At 58.2% G+C, this 15,292-nt stretch carries 14 protein-coding genes; 10 read left to right on the top strand and 4 right to left on the bottom strand.

Features of this window, described 5'->3' with window-relative positions; translation table 11 throughout:
- Positions 1–68 precede the first annotated feature (68 nt).
- The 3 genes from VNZ60_RS09080 to VNZ60_RS09070 all read left to right on the top strand — a co-directional run bounded on the left by VNZ60_RS09080 (position 69) and on the right by VNZ60_RS09070 (position 3,725).
- The gene (locus VNZ60_RS09080) at positions 69–1,331 is read left to right on the top strand and encodes a Glu/Leu/Phe/Val dehydrogenase dimerization domain-containing protein (RefSeq protein ID WP_325658283.1); all 1,263 of its coding nucleotides are present in this window, start codon (positions 69–71) and stop codon (positions 1,329–1,331) included.
- A 45-nt stretch (positions 1,332–1,376) separates the two neighbouring features.
- Complete coding sequence (gene hppD, locus VNZ60_RS09075; protein WP_325658282.1) at positions 1,377–2,453, top strand: 4-hydroxyphenylpyruvate dioxygenase; 1,077 nt, start codon at positions 1,377–1,379, stop codon at positions 2,451–2,453.
- Positions 2,454–2,633: 180 nt separating this feature from the next.
- Positions 2,634–3,725 (top strand): porin, encoded by a 1,092-nt coding sequence (locus VNZ60_RS09070; protein ID WP_325658280.1) that lies wholly within the window; start codon positions 2,634–2,636, stop codon positions 3,723–3,725.
- Positions 3,726–3,836: 111 nt separating this feature from the next.
- Here VNZ60_RS09070 and VNZ60_RS09065 read toward each other — a convergent pair whose 3' ends face one another.
- From VNZ60_RS09065 to modA, 3 genes are all read right to left on the bottom strand, one after another.
- Positions 3,837–4,502: an ABC transporter ATP-binding protein gene (locus VNZ60_RS09065; protein ID WP_325658278.1), complete on the bottom strand. Its 666-nt coding sequence runs from the start codon at positions 4,500–4,502 to the stop codon at positions 3,837–3,839.
- Positions 4,499–5,179, bottom strand: a complete 681-nt coding sequence (gene modB, locus VNZ60_RS09060; RefSeq protein ID WP_325658276.1) for a molybdate ABC transporter permease subunit — start codon at positions 5,177–5,179, stop codon at positions 4,499–4,501. The genes VNZ60_RS09065 and modB overlap by 4 nt, the downstream gene beginning before the upstream one ends.
- A 71-nt stretch (positions 5,180–5,250) precedes the next feature.
- Positions 5,251–6,012, bottom strand: coding sequence for a molybdate ABC transporter substrate-binding protein (gene modA / locus VNZ60_RS09055; RefSeq protein ID WP_325658274.1), 762 nt, complete (start codon positions 6,010–6,012; stop codon positions 5,251–5,253).
- Between the two features lie 174 nt (positions 6,013–6,186).
- On the opposite strand from modA, the gene VNZ60_RS09050 reads away from it, so the two are divergent.
- From VNZ60_RS09050 to VNZ60_RS09035, 4 genes are all read left to right on the top strand, one after another.
- Entirely contained in the window at positions 6,187–6,555 is a 369-nt protein-coding gene (locus VNZ60_RS09050; protein ID WP_325658273.1) for a winged helix-turn-helix domain-containing protein, read from the top strand.
- A 62-nt stretch (positions 6,556–6,617) separates the two neighbouring features.
- The gene (locus VNZ60_RS09045) at positions 6,618–8,369 is read left to right on the top strand and encodes a ClcB-like voltage-gated chloride channel protein (protein ID WP_325658271.1); all 1,752 of its coding nucleotides are present in this window, start codon (positions 6,618–6,620) and stop codon (positions 8,367–8,369) included.
- A gap of 34 nt (positions 8,370–8,403) precedes the next feature.
- Entirely contained in the window at positions 8,404–8,949 is a 546-nt protein-coding gene (locus VNZ60_RS09040; RefSeq protein ID WP_325658269.1) for a hypothetical protein, read from the top strand.
- Between the two features lie 223 nt (positions 8,950–9,172).
- Entirely contained in the window at positions 9,173–10,078 is a 906-nt protein-coding gene (locus tag VNZ60_RS09035) for a 23S rRNA (adenine(2030)-N(6))-methyltransferase RlmJ (protein ID WP_325658267.1), read from the top strand.
- 22 nt (positions 10,079–10,100) lie between these two features.
- On the opposite strand, the gene msrB is transcribed toward VNZ60_RS09035, so the two are convergent.
- The gene (gene msrB, locus VNZ60_RS09030; RefSeq protein ID WP_325658265.1) at positions 10,101–10,589 is read right to left on the bottom strand and encodes a peptide-methionine (R)-S-oxide reductase MsrB; all 489 of its coding nucleotides are present in this window, start codon (positions 10,587–10,589) and stop codon (positions 10,101–10,103) included.
- Positions 10,590–10,914: 325 nt separating this feature from the next.
- Between msrB and VNZ60_RS09025 the strand changes: the two genes are divergently transcribed.
- The 3 genes from VNZ60_RS09025 (at position 10,915) to pnuC (ending at position 15,289) form a co-directional block, all read left to right on the top strand.
- Positions 10,915–13,098: a TonB-dependent siderophore receptor gene (locus VNZ60_RS09025; RefSeq protein WP_414648803.1), complete on the top strand. Its 2,184-nt coding sequence runs from the start codon at positions 10,915–10,917 to the stop codon at positions 13,096–13,098.
- Positions 13,099–13,436: 338 nt separating this feature from the next.
- Positions 13,437–14,684: a phosphotransferase enzyme family protein gene (locus VNZ60_RS09020; RefSeq protein WP_325658261.1), complete on the top strand. Its 1,248-nt coding sequence runs from the start codon at positions 13,437–13,439 to the stop codon at positions 14,682–14,684.
- Positions 14,684–15,289 (top strand): nicotinamide riboside transporter PnuC, encoded by a 606-nt coding sequence (pnuC, locus tag VNZ60_RS09015; RefSeq protein ID WP_325658358.1) that lies wholly within the window; start codon positions 14,684–14,686, stop codon positions 15,287–15,289. The genes VNZ60_RS09020 and pnuC overlap by 1 nt, the downstream gene beginning before the upstream one ends.
- Positions 15,290–15,292 lie beyond the last annotated feature (3 nt).

Raw genomic sequence — 15,292 nt, 5'->3', positions numbered from 1 at the left:
TGCTTGGTTAAGCATTACTTGAGCAAGCCGACAGCGTTGTCGTAACCACAGAAATATCAAGGAGAAGTATGAAGGCTTTACTGAATGCGTTTGAAAGCAAGGCGCCGGAAATCGTTTTTGAATGGCATGACGCAGAAACCCCTGCACGCGGCTGGATTGTCATCAATTCCTTGCGCGGTGGCGCGGCCGGCGGCGGCACGCGCATGCGCAGCGGCCTTGACCGGCGCGAAGTGGAATCGCTGGCGAAGACCATGGAAGTCAAGTTCACCGTCTCCGGCCCGGCCATCGGCGGCGCCAAGTCGGGCATCGATTTCGATCCTGCCGATCCGCGCAAGGATGGCGTGCTGAGCCGTTGGTACAAGGCGGTCACGCCTTTGCTGAAAACCTATTACGGCACCGGCGGCGATCTGAATGTCGACGAAGTCCATGAAGTGATTCCGATGACCGAGCGCTATGGTTTGTGGCATCCGCAGGAAGGAATTGTCAACGGCCATTTCCAGCCTAGCGACAGCGAACGAATCCAGAAAGTCGGGCAGTTGCGGATGGGCGTGGCCAAGGTGGTGGAAGATAGCCGCTACACGCCAGCCGCCAGCCGCAAATACCTGGTGGCGGATTTGATCACCGGCTGGGGCGTGGCGGAATCCGTATTGCATTACTACCGGCTGTACGGCGGCAGCGTAGCAGGCAAGCGCGTGATCGTGCAGGGTTGGGGCAATGTCGGTTCGACGGCGGCGTATTATCTATCCAAGGCCGGTGCGCGCGTGGTCGGCATCATCGACCGCAACGGCGGCCTGATCAACGCCGACGGCTTTAGCTACGAAGAGGTGCACGCCTTGTTCCTAGCCAAGCAGGGCAATCAGCTGATCGCCGACAACATGCTGTCCTTCGAGGCTTGCAATGCCGCCATCTGGAGCGTCGGCGCCGATATTTTCCTGCCATGCGCCGGCTCGCGCCTGGTCAAGCAGGAGCAGGTGGATCAGATGATCGCCAATGGCCTCCAGGTGGTTTCCAGCGGCGCCAATGTGCCGTTTGCCGACAGCGATATTTTCTATGGCCCGATCTATGAATATGCCGATAATCGAATCGCTGTGATACCTGATTTTGTTGCTAACTGCGGCATGGCGCGCGCTTTTGCTTTCTTGATGCAGAGCGAGGTTGAAATCTCGGATGAAGCCATTTTCGGCGACGTCTCGGCGACCGTGGCCGCAGCCCTGGAAAAATGCCACAGCCATTCCACCAGCCATACTGGCATCGCAAAAGTGGCTTTTGAAATCGCCCTGCAACAATTGATTACCCCAGGAACCCAGGAGCCGGTTGTTACCCACAACTGATCCGATTTGACCCAGTCCACCAGACTTTATATTTAGGAGCGCCTCATGTCCGACCTTTTTGAAAACCCAATGGGCCTGTGCGGCTTTGAATTTGTCGAGTTCGCCGCGCCAGCCCCAAACGTGCTGGAGCCGGCCTTCGAAGCCATGGGCTTCGTCAAGGTTGCGCGTCACCGTTCCAAGGATGTGACCTTGTATCGCCAGGGCGATATCAATTTCATCATCAACTATGAGCCGAAAAGCCCCGCCTATTACTTTGCCAAAGAGCATGGCCCGTCGGCCTGCGGCATGGCGTTTCGGGTCCATGACGCGCACCTGGCTTACCAGCGCGCGCTTGAGCGTGGCGCCGAACCGATGGAAATTACCACCGGCGTGATGGAGCTGCGTTTGCCGGCGATCAAAGGTATCGGCGGCGCACCGCTGTATCTGATCGATCGTTTCACTCCTGGCAAATCGATCTATGACATCGATTTTGAATTCATCGAAGGGGTCGACCGCAATCCCGTCGGCGCCGGCCTGAAGACCATCGATCACCTGACCCACAACGTGTATCGCGGCCGCATGGCGCACTGGGCTGCATTCTATGAGCGACTGTTCAATTTCCGCGAAGTCCGTTATTTCGACATCAAGGGTGAGTACACCGGGCTGACCTCCAAGGCGATGAGCGCGCCGGATGGCAAGATCCGCATTCCTTTGAATGAAGAGTCATCCAAAGGCTCGGGCCAGATCGAGGAATTCCTGATGCAGTTCAACGGCGAAGGGATTCAGCACATAGCTTTGCAAACTGACAACCTGGTAAAAACCTGGGATGCCTTGAAAAAGATGGGCACGCCATTCATGACGGCGCCGCCGGCCACCTATTACGAAATGCTGGAAGGGCGCTTGCCTAACCACGGCGAGCCGACTGCCGAACTGCAAACCCGCGGCATCCTGCTGGATGGCGTTTCGGACGACCAGGGCCAACGCCTGCTGTTGCAGATCTTTTCAGCAACCACGCTGGGCCCGGTGTTTTTTGAGTTTATCCAGCGTAAAGGCGATGAAGGTTTTGGCGAAGGCAATTTCAAGGCGCTGTTTGAGTCGATAGAACGGGATCAGATCCGGCGCGGGGTATTGAAATCCGAATAAAGACAGTTGGGTTTTAGCAACAACATGTCTTGGGGTAACGCTGTCCTGCTATGATGGCCGCACAGCTTTACCCCGGGCAACGCTGAAATGGCAGCGTAAAGAGTAGTAGCAGTGGCGGTAAAGCGACGGTGTAATGCTGTCGTTAAAAAATCTAAAAATGTTCAATCTATGGAGACATGCATGAAAAAAACTACTTTGTTATTGGCAGCGGCGGCAGGGGTGATCAGCAGCAGCGCGATGGCACAAACCAATGTCACGATATACGGCATTGTCGATACCAGCATTCGCTATCTCAGCAGCGACAACGCGGCCGGACAAAAGAACTTCATAGTCACGAATGGCGCAATTTCCAACAGTCGTATCGGTTTCAAAGGCAGTGAAGACCTGGGCGGCGGCCTGAAAGCGATTTTCCGCCTGGAGAATGGCTTCAACTCCAATAACGGCGCCATGGCCAGCCCGGGCGTGTTGTTCAGCCGCCAGTCTTACGTCGGCTTGAGCGGCAGCTGGGGCCAGTTCACAGTGGGTCGTCAACAGACTCCGTTGTTCGATCTGATGGCTGATCACTTCGATCCGCTGACAGTCGGTAATTACGACCAAAACGCATGGATGCCAGCCGGCGCAACCTTGGTCCGCAATTCGAATATGCTCAAATACTACGGTACATTCGGCGGCCTGGCTGCCGGTGTGAGTTATGCGGCAGGCGAGAAGGCCGGATCGGTTAGGTTAGGCAGCCAGATCGGCGGTACCCTGGCTTATACTGCTGGCCCGTTTGCTATTGGCGGCGGTTTTCAGCAAACCGTCAGCCCCACCAATTCGGACTGGAAAGATACTGCCTATAACCTGAGCGTTTCCTACACTTTGGGTGCGGCCAAGCTGTTCGGCGGCTACTATCAGATCAAGGACAGCATGGGCAATACGCCAGCATTTTTCGGCGTCTCCAATAGCGTGGCTGCTGCCGAAGGCGGCATCGGCGGCGTTCAGCGCAAGGACAACGCTTACTTCCTGGGCGCGACTTTCCAGGCAACTCCGGCCTGGTCACTGACCGCAGCTGGTTACTATGACAAGAGCAAGAACGTCACTATCGCCACCCTGGGCAACCTGGGCGACGGCACCCGTTACGCGCTGGTCGGCGTGGCGGAATACGCCTTGTCCAAGCGGACTCAGGTCTACGGCACGGTGGACTACAACAAGGCCAAGAATGCCGCCTTGTCGGAACTGGTCGGCAAGGATAGCGTGACTGGCGTCGCTGTCGGTATCCGTCATATTTTCTAAGCAGGATTAAGCAGCATTTAAGCTGAATTCGGCTTGAGAAAAAAGCGCAGACCCGATTCGGGTTCTGCGCTTTTTTTATGGTTTGACGGGGGGGGCGTGCTTATGCGTCGCTTATGCGTTTATCTTGCCGTCGCGGATTTCGAAGATCTCGTCGCCCAACAAGGCCAGGTCGGCCGGATCGTGGGTGATCACCATCATCGGCACATCGAGATGCCGTTGCAACTCGGATAGCTCGTGCCGCATCTTGTCGCGCAAGCTCAGGTCGAGCGCGGAAAACGGTTCGTCCAGCAGCAAGATATCAGGCTCCAGTACGAGTGCCCTGGCCAGCGCCACGCGCTGCCGCTGGCCGCCCGACAACTGATGCGGGTAACTGTTGGCGGTGGCGCTCAGTTCGAACGAAGCCAGCCATTTTTTTACCATCGGATGATCGTGCGGGCGGCGCAGATTGAAACTGCCTTTACGCAAACCGAAAGCCACGTTCTGCGCCACGGTGAGATGCGGAAACAGCGCATAGTCCTGAAACAGATAGGCGACTTTGCGTTGTTGCGGAGGCAGGCAAATCCCGGTGGCGCTATTAAACAAAACATTTTGCTTGAGACGTATCATGCCGTGGTCAGGTATCAGCAAGCCGGCGATGGCTTGCAAGGTCAGGCTCTTGCCGGCGCCCGACGGGCCGTACAACACTACCCGGTTGCTGCCGGTGCGCAAGGTGATATCCAGATTGAAGCCACGATCACCGGCTTGCAAGTGCTTGCGGATGCTGATCTCCATGCTCATGATTGCTGCCTGCGGCGCTGGCTTTTCGGCAGCAGGCGGCCGGCGATCAGCAACACCACGATGCAGGTGGCCGAGGTAATCAGTACCAGCAGATTGGCGGTCTGGTCGTCGCCGGCTTGCACCGCTTCATAAATCGCCACCGACAAAGTCTGGGTGCGGCCCGGCAGATTGCCGGCGATCATGAGGGTGGCGCCGAATTCGCCGAGTGCGCGGGCAAAGGCCAGCAAGACGCCTGCCGCGATACCCTTGGACGCCAACGGCAAGGTGACGCGGAAGAACACGCCGGCTTCCGAAACGCCCAGCACGCGGGCGGCGTTTTCCAGTTGGCCATCGACATTGTCAAAGGCGGCGCGGGCCGATTTGAGAACCAGCGGAAAGGCGACGATAGTGGCGGCGATCACCGCGCCTTGCCAGGTGAAGACCAGCTCGATGTCCCATTTTTCCAGCCAGGCGCCGAACACGCCACGGCGGCCCAGCAGCACCAGCAGGTAGTAGCCGAGCACCGTCGGCGGCAACACCAGCGGCAAGGTCAGCACGGCATCGACCAGATCGCGCGCCGGGGAGCGCCAGCGCGACAAGCCATAGGCGGCAGCGACGCCGAACAGCATGTTCAGCAGAGTCGCCCAGCCTGCAACTTTCAACGACAGCAACAGCGCGACCCAGGCACCGCTGTTCATGGTTTCTGCTTTCTATTCACCTTGTAACTTGCTTGTACGCAAACATAAAGCCTGACGATAACACCGCAGCTTCAAGGTTTCAAGAAACCGTAGCGCGCCAGCGTGGCTTGGCCGGTCGGCGACAGCACATAGGCGACGAACTTGGCGGCCATGTCAGCTTGTTTGGTATTGGCGGTGACGGCGATCGGATAGCTGACCGCGGTTTGCGACGGCACGTGTATGGCGACTTTGACTTTGTCCGGCATGATCGCGGCGTCGGTGGAAAAAACAAACCCGGCTTCGACTTCGCCGCGCGCCACGTAGTCAAGGCTCTGGCGCACGTTTTGCGCCGGCACGCCTTTGGCGGCAACCGCATCCCACAAGTTGACGTGTTCCAGTGCAGTTTTAGTGTAACGGCCGACCGGCACCGAAGCTGGATTGCCGTAGGCGATGCGCTTGACCGCCGGCAGGGTCAGGTCCTGCAATTGCTGGATGTGCAGCTGGCTGTCAGCCGGCACGATCAGCACGATCTGGTTATTCGCAAAATTCTTGCGGCTGGCGGCCAGCACTGCTTTTTCGCTTTCTGCCTTGTTCATGGCCTCCTGGTCGGCCGATGCAAATACATCGGCCGGAGCGCCTTTGATGATTTGCTGCAGCAAGACATCCGATGCAGCAAAGTTGAGGATCACCTTGGTGCCCGGATATTGCGCTTCAAAAGACTGGCCGAGATCCTTGAAGGCGTTGGTCAGGCTGGCCGCCGCCGAGACCACCAGATCGGCTGCATGTACTGCCGGCGTCAACAGCAACAGCGGCAGGGCGCTGACCAGAACCAGACGTTTAAAGCGACGCAGCATGCAATATCTCCTGAGCGGCAAATGGCAAACTCGAAATATATGGCAGGATACAGCGTAGGTCAACTTTAAAAAGCACCGGGGGCTATGTGAAATCTGCCTGGTTTCTTATTGAGCGGGCGATCTTGTCAACGAAATATCTGAATCGCGGCTGACCTCCTTGCTACAATCCCGCATATGGCAAATTCCAAATCGATTCGGATCAGAGTGTTGCAGGGCGATGTAATCGCCTTCGGTCCCGGCAAGGCGGCACTGCTGCTGGCCATTCATCAAAGCGGTTCGATTTCTGCGGCAGCGCGTGCGATCGGCATGTCGTATCGCCGCGCCTGGTTGCTGGTCGAAGCAATGAACCAATGCTTCAAGTCGCCGCTGGTGGCGACTGCGACCGGCGGCGCCAAGGGCGGCGGTGCGCAAGTCACGGCAATCGGGCATGAGATCATCGCCCGTTATCAAGCCATGCAAGGCAGGGCGGAAGCGGCGGTCGCGGCGGACATGGCGTATTTCGATACGCTGATGGTGCAGCCACGCGACTCTGGCGGTAACTAATTGGCCGCCAAAGCGCCGCCGGCGGCAGCACTCCAATCACGATCTTCTTGCCATCACACACTATGCTGTTACGAAGCACACTCCTAAGATACCGGATTCGCCTGCAACGCCTTTTCCATTTTTCCGAAAGCCATTCGATGCTGTTGTGGGCAGCGGTGGTCGGCTTCCTGGGGGCGCTGGCGACGATCTTGTTCCGCGAATGCATCTCCGGTTTGCAGTTGCTGCTGACTGGCCAGAGCGGCAGTTTTGTCGCGATTGCCAAAAGCCTGCCGTGGTCGATGCGCTTGTTGCTACCGACGGCGGGCGGTCTGCTGGCCGGCGCTATCCTGCTGTGGGCCAAGCGTATGCCGTCCAGCGCTACCTCGGATTATATGGAGGCAGTGGCGCTGGGCGACGGCAATATTCCGGTGCGGCAGAGCTTGTTGCGTAGTTTGGCGTCGCTGGCGACCGTGGTCTCCGGCGGCTCGATCGGGCGTGAAGGCCCTATGGTGCAACTGGCGGCGCTGGCGGCGTCGCTGGTCGGCCGTTTCACGTATTTCAACCCGGCCCGCTTGCGCTTGCTGGTGGCCTGCGGTGCGGCGGCCGGGATTACCTCGGCTTACAACGCGCCGATTGCCGGCGCATTTTTCGTGACGGAAATCGTGCTGGGCGCAATCGTCATGGAAAGTTTTGGGCCGGTGGTGGTGGCGTCAGTGGTGGCCAACATCACCATGCGCGAATTACCCGGCTATCATCCAGCCTACGAGATGCCGCCGTTCCCGCCGCTTGCCGGCATCGAGATCCTGTGGTTTGTTTTGCTGGGAATTATGGCCGGCGTCGCCGCGCCGCAATTCCTGCGTTTGCTGGGCTTCTCCAAAAAAATGTTCACCAAGAGCGCTTTGCCGTTGCCGCTACGGCTCGGCCTGGGCGGCTTGCTGGTGGGCATGATTTCGATCTGGATGCCGGAGGTCTGGGGCAACGGCTATAGCGTGGTCAATTCCTTGCTGCATACACCCTGGCTGTGGTGGAGCGTGTTGCTGGTGCTGGTGCTCAAGGTAGTGGCCACCGCTGTCACCACCGGCTCCGGTGCGGTCGGCGGCATCTTTACGCCGACCTTGTTTGTCGGCGCCGCCATCGGTTATCTGTTTGGACTGGCGCTGCACGCCGTGTTGCCGGGCACTACCTCGGGGCCGTTTGCCTATGCGATGGTGGGCATGGGCGCATTCCTGGCGGCGGCCACCAGTGCACCGTTGATGGCGATCCTGATGATTTTCGAGATGACCTTGAGTTATCAGGTAGTGCTGCCGCTGATGCTGTCCTGCGTGGTGGCTTATTTTATTGCGCGCAGCATCAATGGCGCTTCCATGTACGACATCACGCTCAAGCGCAATCGCGATGCGCAAGAGCGGGTGCGCTTGCGCGGCATCCACATGAGCGAACTGATCCGGCCGGCTGAGACAGTGCTGCCGCTGACGGCGCCGTTCGCCGAAATCAGCGGCCTGTTTTTGAAGTATCCGGTGAAATACATTTACATCATCGATCAGCGCAATCGCTATTGCGGCGTGGTGGCGCTGCAAGACATTACCTCCTGCCTGCTGGAGAAGAGCAATACGCAAGAGAAGGTAGCGGCGGATTTTGTGCGGCGTGAGTTCCTGCATGTGGTGACGCCCGAGATGTCCCTGGGCGAGGCCTTGCAGTCGTTTCTCGATCATCAGGGCGAACGGTTGCCGGTGGTGCGTAGCCATGACGACCCGGAGTTGCTGGGCGCGGTCTACAAGACATCCTTACTGGATGCGTACTTCCGGCTGGATCGTGCACAAGAGCTGCACGCGTAGAATATCGATATCAACTCTGAGGAGCGGCAACGTGATGCTTAATCGCCTACGCAATCGGCTGGCTGCACGCAAGTCGGCCAGCCTGAGCAGCGCACTGGCGCTGATCCCCGCTTCCGAGCATGCGCTACACACGGTGCGCCAGCGTTGCCGGCAGATGGTGGCGCAGCGTGCGTTGCTGTCGGCGGCCGCTTCGGCGTTGCCTGTCATGGGCGTCGATATCGCGATCGATATTCATCTGCTGTCGCGCCTGATCGAAGATATCAATGCCGAGTTCGGCATGACGCCGCAGCAGATCGAAAAACTCCAGCCCAAACTCAAGGTGGCTACCTACAGCACCATCGTCGGCCTCGGCAGTACGCTGGTGGGGCGGGCGGTGAGCCGCGAGCTGCTGCTGAAAATCCTGACCCGCAGCGGCGTCAAAGTGGTGTCCAAGAACGCTACGCGGCTGGTGCCTATCGCCGGCCAGATGGTAGCGGCGGCGATTGGTTTCTCTGCGTTCCGGGCGATAGGCAATCGCCATATCGAGGCATGCGTCAAGGTGGCGGAGGAAATGCTGAAAGTGCAGTCCGCCGGCGAATAGTTGTCTTTTGCTAATGAAACTCGTCAAATGCCGCCGACGATTGCTGCGATGTTAGAATGCGGGTCGCCGTCGCGCCGCCGCTGAATCAGTGGCGCAATGCTAGAGACAGTAGCGTTTGCAAGCGACCTTATTGCATTTTTACACAGCCCGGCACATATCCTTAGCATAGCCGCCGGGCAAGCTGTAAAGTGTAGCAACACACTTCACCACGATAGAGTTTCCTATGTTGAGTTACCGCCATGCCTTCCATGCGGGCAATCATGCCGATGTGCTGAAGCACTTGGTCACCATCCAGTTATTGCGTTACCTGGGCCAAAAAGACACCTCCTACATGGTGATCGATACCCATGCCGGCGCCGGCGTGTATGCGCTGGATGGCGGTTATGCATCGAAAAACGCCGAGTTCGAGACGGGCATCAGCCGCCTCTGGGATCGCAAGGATTTGCCGCCGGCAGTGGCGGAATATGTCGACGTGGTGCGGCAGTTGAACCCGGACGGCAGGCTGCGTTTTTATCCGGGCTCGCCATATTGCGCCGACGCCACCATGCGCGAGCAAGACCGCTTGCGCCTGTTTGAATTGCACCCCAGCGACGGCAAGATCCTGACCGACAATTTCCGCCGCCTCGAAGCCGAGCGCGAGCGTGGCAACAACCGCGGCAAGCGCGTCATGATTCAGCTGGGCGATGGCTTTCTTGGTTTGAAGTCCTTGCTGCCGCCGCCGTCGCGGCGCGGCCTGGTCCTGATCGACCCGCCGTATGAGGTGAAAGAGGATTACCGCCACGTCAAGAACACGCTGGAAGATGCGCTCACGCGTTTCTCCACTGGCACCTATGCTGTCTGGTATCCGCTGCTGAACCGGATGGAATCGCGCCAGATGCCGGATAAGCTCAAGCGCATGAAAGCCAATGGCTGGCTGAATGTCACCCTGACCGTACGGACGCCGTCGCCGGATGGTTTCGGTTTGCATAGCAGCGGCATGTTTGTGATCAACCCGCCGTGGACGCTGGAACCGATGCTGAAAGAATTGATGCCGTACCTGGTCAAGGTGCTGGGCACCGATTCCGGCGCTGGCTTTACGCTGGAATCGGGTCAGACCAAGGCCGTTGATACCGGCACCCGGCGGGTATAAAGCATAAAGCAAGGCCGATGAGTCAGACCTCAGGCTTGAATTTCAGCACCGCGCCGTTCATGCAGTAACGCAGGCCGGTAGGTTTCGGCCCATCGTTAAACACATGGCCCAGATGGCCACCGCAACGGCGGCAATGCACTTCGGTGCGACTCATGCCGAGCGTGGTGTCAGTTCTGGTGGCGACTGCGTTCGGCAGCGGTTGCCAGAAGCTGGGCCAGCCGGTGCCGCTGTCAAATTTATTCTTGGACGAAAAGTCGGCCAGGTCACAGCCTGCGCAAAAAAAGGTGCCGGCGCGTTTTTCATGGTCGAGCGGGCTGGAAAACGGCCGCTCTGTCGCTTCCTGCCGCAAAATCGCATACTGGGTCGCACTCAGGCGTTGTTTCCATTCGGCATCGGTATGCGTGACTTCAAACACTTCGGCGGCAATCGCCCGCCGGCTCCGGCTCGTCAGCAGTCCGCCCGCTAGCAGCGCGGCGCCAGCCCTGAAGATGATATTGCGTCGGGTAACCATGAGTGCATCTCCTTTGGTTTTGAAATTGCATCACATTGGTATACGCGGAAACGGGGTTGGCGGATGCAAATGTGCTTGTTTGCGCAAGCTCTAATTCCAATCTAATCAAAAAGACGGATAATGCGAGTCCTGTTTTAATCGCCCCCGGCTTCTTAGATTCCCTTAGACCCCATATATGCATGGTGATTTATTGGTATGCATATATGACAACAAAATAATGACAAATATAATAAAGCACCACCCCGCGTCTGGCCGCGGCTTGCCATTGCCTGCCAGGAAAAAACTGCTGACTACGTTGATTGCTGCAGCCTCTGCTACGGCCCACATGGCGCATGGACAAAGTATTTCCGATCAGGCAGGGACGGCTGCTGCTGCTACTGCTACGGCTGCTTCCGGGCAGCCACAAGCCAGGACGGATAACACCGCGACCTTGCCGACCATTACCGTGACCGGCAGCGGAACCGGCGCCGACAGTTATCGCAAGAAATCGGCCTCGATTGCTACCTTCGGCGACGCATCCCTGCTCGACACACCGGCCTCGATTTCAGTCATCACGCGCAGCCAGCTGGACGATCAGCAATCACGCCTGTTGAGCGAAGTAGTGCGCAACGACGCCGCAGTCGGCGACAATTACGCGCCGGTCGGTTATTACGAAAATTTCACCATTCGCGGTTTTGCTTTGGATCTGGCGTCCAGTTACCAGATCAACGGCATGAGCATTGCGGGTGAACAAAATGTGGCGCTCGAAAACAAAGAGAGCGTCGAAATCCTGAAGGGTCTGGCCGGCCTGCAAAGCGGCATGGCGGCGCCCGGCGGCTTGATCAATTATGTGACCAAACGCCCGGCCGACGTGCGTTCGGTGACGCTCGAAACAGACTCGCGTGGCTCCCGTTACCTGGCCACCGATATCGGCGCCTTGTTTGGCGAACAAAAGCAATTCGGCCTGCGCATCAACGCCGCCCACGAAAGCCTGCATTCGTATGTGAACGACGCCGACGGCCAGCGCAATTTCGCCTCGCTGGCGGCCGACTGGGTGATTACGCCGCAGGCGCGGCTGCAATTCGACGCCGAATATCAACACCGTGAACAACGTTCCGCGCCCGGTTATCAACTGTTGGGCGGCAGCGTCATTCCAAGCAATGTCTCGCCTTACAAGTTGCTGGGGGCGCAACCGTGGGCCAAGCCGGTGACGATCAATTCGGTGAACCTGAATCTGCGCCTGGATCTCGACCTGACGCCGGATTGGCATGCGTATCTGGCGGCCAGCCGCAGCCGGGTGGTGATCGACGATAACTCGGCATTTCCGTATGGCTGCGGTTACGGCAGCAGCTGCGGCGCAGGAGGAACGCCAGCTCGCTATTTCAGCGCAAACGGCGATTTCGATATCTACGATTACCGGTTCCCGGACGATACGCGACGCAACGACCAGTTGCAGGCCGTGCTGCAAGGACATCTCGATAGCGGTAAGCTGCACCATGAACTGACTCTGGGTGCGAGTACTTTCCGCCGCACCGTGGCGCAGAGTGATGGCGTCAATGAGTATGTCGGCAGCGATAATATTTATAACCCGAATCCGATTGCCTATGCGCCGTCGCCATCGACGCCAGACGCTTCCTATCTGCGTCTCGACAGCCGGCAAAAATCCTTGTTTGCGGTAGATCGCCTCAGCTTCAATCCGCAATGGCAGCTGATCGCCGGCGCGCGCCAGGTGTGGGTGAATGAACGGGCGCTGGATATCACCGGCGCGGCGACGCGCACCACGGACAAATCCTTGCTGCTGCCGCAAATTGCCCTGGTCTACAAACCGCAAGCGGACCTGTCGCTATACGCCAGCTACAGCAAGGGTTTGACGATGGGCGGCCAGGCGCCGTGGTGGACCGAAAACGCCTATGCCTTTTTGGCGCCTACCGTTTCACGCCAGATCGAGGCAGGTATCAAATACGACTGGCGCGACCAGCTCAGCCTGAGCGCGGCGATATTCCAGATGAGCAAGCCTTACGAATATCCGAAACCGGATGAGAATGGTTTTACCTACGTTCAGCAAGGCAAGGAAACCCATCGCGGGATAGAACTGAGCGCGGCCGGCCAGGTCAGCAAGCAATTGCGGCTGACCGCCAGCCTGGCTTTGATTCAAGCGCGCGCCGAAGATACCGGCACCACAGCTTACGACAGCCATCAAGCCATCAACGTGCCACGCCTGCGCGCCGCCCTGTATGCGGCTTACGCGGTGCCGCAGATCAGCGGCCTGAGTTTGCTGGGCGGCTGGCAATACAGCGGCAGCAAGGCGGCGACCCGGGAAGGCAATGTCGAGGTGCCGGCCTATCATGTGTTTAATGCCGGCATGCGCTACAAAACCAGCTGGTGGGGCCATGCCACGGTGCTGCGCCTGAGCGTCGATAACCTGTTCGACAAGCGTTACTGGAAAGATGTCGGCGAGTACATAGGCGATGGTTATCTGCATCTGGGCGCACCGCGCACGGCACGTTTGTCGGTTCAGTACGACTTTTAATCTTAATTATTGAGAGTTTCGTCATTCATGACATCGCCTCGGCAAGAGTCATCTGGGGTCAGAGTCAACGGGGTTAGTCAATTTCTGCAGTGCTTCATCGCCAACTTGACTCTGACCCCACATGACGGATTCGGAGAAAGATAGGGCGCACTGGGTGGTTTTGTTCTTTTTAAAGGCAGGTACTCCGTGGCCCGCTAAGTGGGGTCAGAGTGAAGTTTCTGCAAAAAGCGCGCAGAAAGTTCACTCTGACCCCAGTTAGCTTCGTTTGTTAAACGCAACCGGGCAAGGGCATGTCATGTTTTATGAAACTCTCAATAGGAACTAAGGAAACACGCCGCATGAGCGAGGCAAAACAAAATGACGCTGTCGGCAATGGCAAACCCAACGGCAAACCAACCGTGTTGAGCCACGGCATGGGGCTGGATGCGGTGCCGCCGAGCTGGCCTGCATTGACACTGGATGAAGTGGCGCGGCTGTTGCGCCACTATCCCCAAGTCGGCACAGTCACGCGCCTGAACTGGCATAGCCCGCGGCCGTTTTCAAGCGCCTGCGTGGCGGATACCGAATCGGGGCCGGTATTTGTAAAGCGCTTGCTGCAACAGATCCGGACTGCCGATGAGCTGATGGAAGAGCACCGCTTCATGGCCCATTTGCGGCAGCACGGACTGGCGGTCAGCGAGGTATTGCGAACCAGCGACGGCAACACTGCGCATGCTGACGGTAACTGGACTTACGAGCTGCAACGCCTCGGGCAGGGAGTTGACCGCTATCGCGACGCTACCTCATGGACTCCTTTTGTCAGTACGGCGGATGCGGCGGCGGCAGGCAGTGCCTTGGCCAGGCTGCATCTAGCCGCACGCGGCTACGATGCGCCCGCACGCAGCACCAAACTGCTGGCGTCCGGCTTTACCCTGTTCAATACCGAAAATCCGCAAGAGGTGATCAAGCGGACCGGGCGCTACATACAGGAGCGGCCGGCATTGGCAGACTATCTGGCGCGGCGCGACTGGCAACAGGAAATGAGCCGCGTGCTACTGCCATTCCATGCGCGCTTGAGCCCCTGCTTGCATGGACTGGCACCCTTATGGACACATAACGACTGGCATGCTTCCAACCTGTTATGGCAGGCGCAGGGGGTGAACCAAGCACGGTCCGCGGTGACGACGGTGGTCGATTTCGGCCTGGCCGACCGCACTTGCGCAGTCTACGATCTTGCCATCGCCATCGAGCGCAACCTGATCGAATGGCTGGCGTTGCCATCGACGCCTGTCGACCAGCGTGCGCTGGTGCATATCGATCAGCTGGACGCCATGCTCGACGCTTATGAAGCGATACGGCCATTGTCCGCGCTGGAGGCCGCCGCTTTGCCGGCGCTGTTACCGGTGGCGCATGCCGAGTTTGCACTGTCGGAACTGGCTTATTTTCACGGCGTGCAGAAATCCGCCGAGAACTCGGCGCTGGCATACGATACTTATTTCCTCGGTCACGCCGAGTGGTTTAACAGCGACGCCGGCCAATATCTGCTGGATCATCTGCAGCGACGCAGCAACTGCAGCAACCGTAAAATCCATCAACAGGAGTCATGATGTCAGGCTTGGAAATCAGCGCCGTCATAGTGAGTGCATTAGCAGTCTGGCTGACCGCCCGCCGCCATCTATGGTGCTGGCCGATCGGCCTGGTCTCGGTGCTGCTGTATGCGCGGATATTTTTCGCCGCCAAGCTCTACTCCGATTTGTTGCTGCAACTGATTTTTGCCGTCATGCAGCTGTACGGCTGGTGGCAATGGAGCAGCAGGGGAGCGCAAAGTAGTCAATCCAGCGACCAGCACCATATCCAGCCGCAGCGCTTGTCGAAGTCGGGCTGGCTGGCGGGTTTGCTGGCAGGGGCGATAGGCAGCGTACTGCTGGGTTATGTCATGGCTAGTTTTACCGACGCCCATATTCCGTGGCTGGATTCGGCGCTGACCAGCTTCAGCCTGGTGGCCCAGTTCTGGATGGCGCGCAAATATGTCGCTAACTGGTGGTTATGGATTGCGGTCGATATTATCTATGTCGGTGTATATATCTATAAAGACCTGAACCTGACTGCGGGTTTGTATGCTGCGTTCATCGTGCTGGCGATTATCGGCTTGCGCAACTGGCAGCGGCAGCTGGTTGTGCATCAACCGGCAACCGCTGCGGCAGCGCTTTAATTG

Source organism: Collimonas sp. (genome assembly GCF_035566375.1).
Lineage (GTDB): Bacteria > Pseudomonadota > Gammaproteobacteria > Burkholderiales > Burkholderiaceae_D > Collimonas.
This window is presented reverse-complemented; position numbering and strand designations above follow the sequence as displayed.

What these genes read in the sequence shown, in the direction of transcription:
- VNZ60_RS09020 (WP_325658261.1), top strand. Translation starts at nt 13,437, where the DNA reads ATGAGCGAGGCAAAACAAAATGACGCTGTCGGCAATGGCAAACCCAAC.
- msrB (WP_325658265.1), bottom strand. Translation starts at nt 10,589, where the DNA reads ATGGTTACCCGACGCAATATCATCTTCAGGGCTGGCGCCGCGCTGCTA.
- VNZ60_RS09040 (WP_325658269.1), top strand. Translation starts at nt 8,404, where the DNA reads ATGCTTAATCGCCTACGCAATCGGCTGGCTGCACGCAAGTCGGCCAGC.
- VNZ60_RS09080 (WP_325658283.1), top strand. Translation starts at nt 69, where the DNA reads ATGAAGGCTTTACTGAATGCGTTTGAAAGCAAGGCGCCGGAAATCGTT.
- hppD (WP_325658282.1), top strand. Translation starts at nt 1,377, where the DNA reads ATGTCCGACCTTTTTGAAAACCCAATGGGCCTGTGCGGCTTTGAATTT.
- modA (WP_325658274.1), bottom strand. Translation starts at nt 6,012, where the DNA reads ATGCTGCGTCGCTTTAAACGTCTGGTTCTGGTCAGCGCCCTGCCGCTG.
- VNZ60_RS09035 (WP_325658267.1), top strand. Translation starts at nt 9,173, where the DNA reads ATGTTGAGTTACCGCCATGCCTTCCATGCGGGCAATCATGCCGATGTG.
- VNZ60_RS09025 (WP_414648803.1), top strand. Translation starts at nt 10,915, where the DNA reads ATGGCGCATGGACAAAGTATTTCCGATCAGGCAGGGACGGCTGCTGCT.
- pnuC (WP_325658358.1), top strand. Translation starts at nt 14,684, where the DNA reads ATGTCAGGCTTGGAAATCAGCGCCGTCATAGTGAGTGCATTAGCAGTC.
- VNZ60_RS09070 (WP_325658280.1), top strand. Translation starts at nt 2,634, where the DNA reads ATGAAAAAAACTACTTTGTTATTGGCAGCGGCGGCAGGGGTGATCAGC.
- VNZ60_RS09045 (WP_325658271.1), top strand. Translation starts at nt 6,618, where the DNA reads ATGCTGTTACGAAGCACACTCCTAAGATACCGGATTCGCCTGCAACGC.
- VNZ60_RS09050 (WP_325658273.1), top strand. Translation starts at nt 6,187, where the DNA reads ATGGCAAATTCCAAATCGATTCGGATCAGAGTGTTGCAGGGCGATGTA.
- VNZ60_RS09065 (WP_325658278.1), bottom strand. Translation starts at nt 4,502, where the DNA reads ATGAGCATGGAGATCAGCATCCGCAAGCACTTGCAAGCCGGTGATCGT.
- modB (WP_325658276.1), bottom strand. Translation starts at nt 5,179, where the DNA reads ATGAACAGCGGTGCCTGGGTCGCGCTGTTGCTGTCGTTGAAAGTTGCA.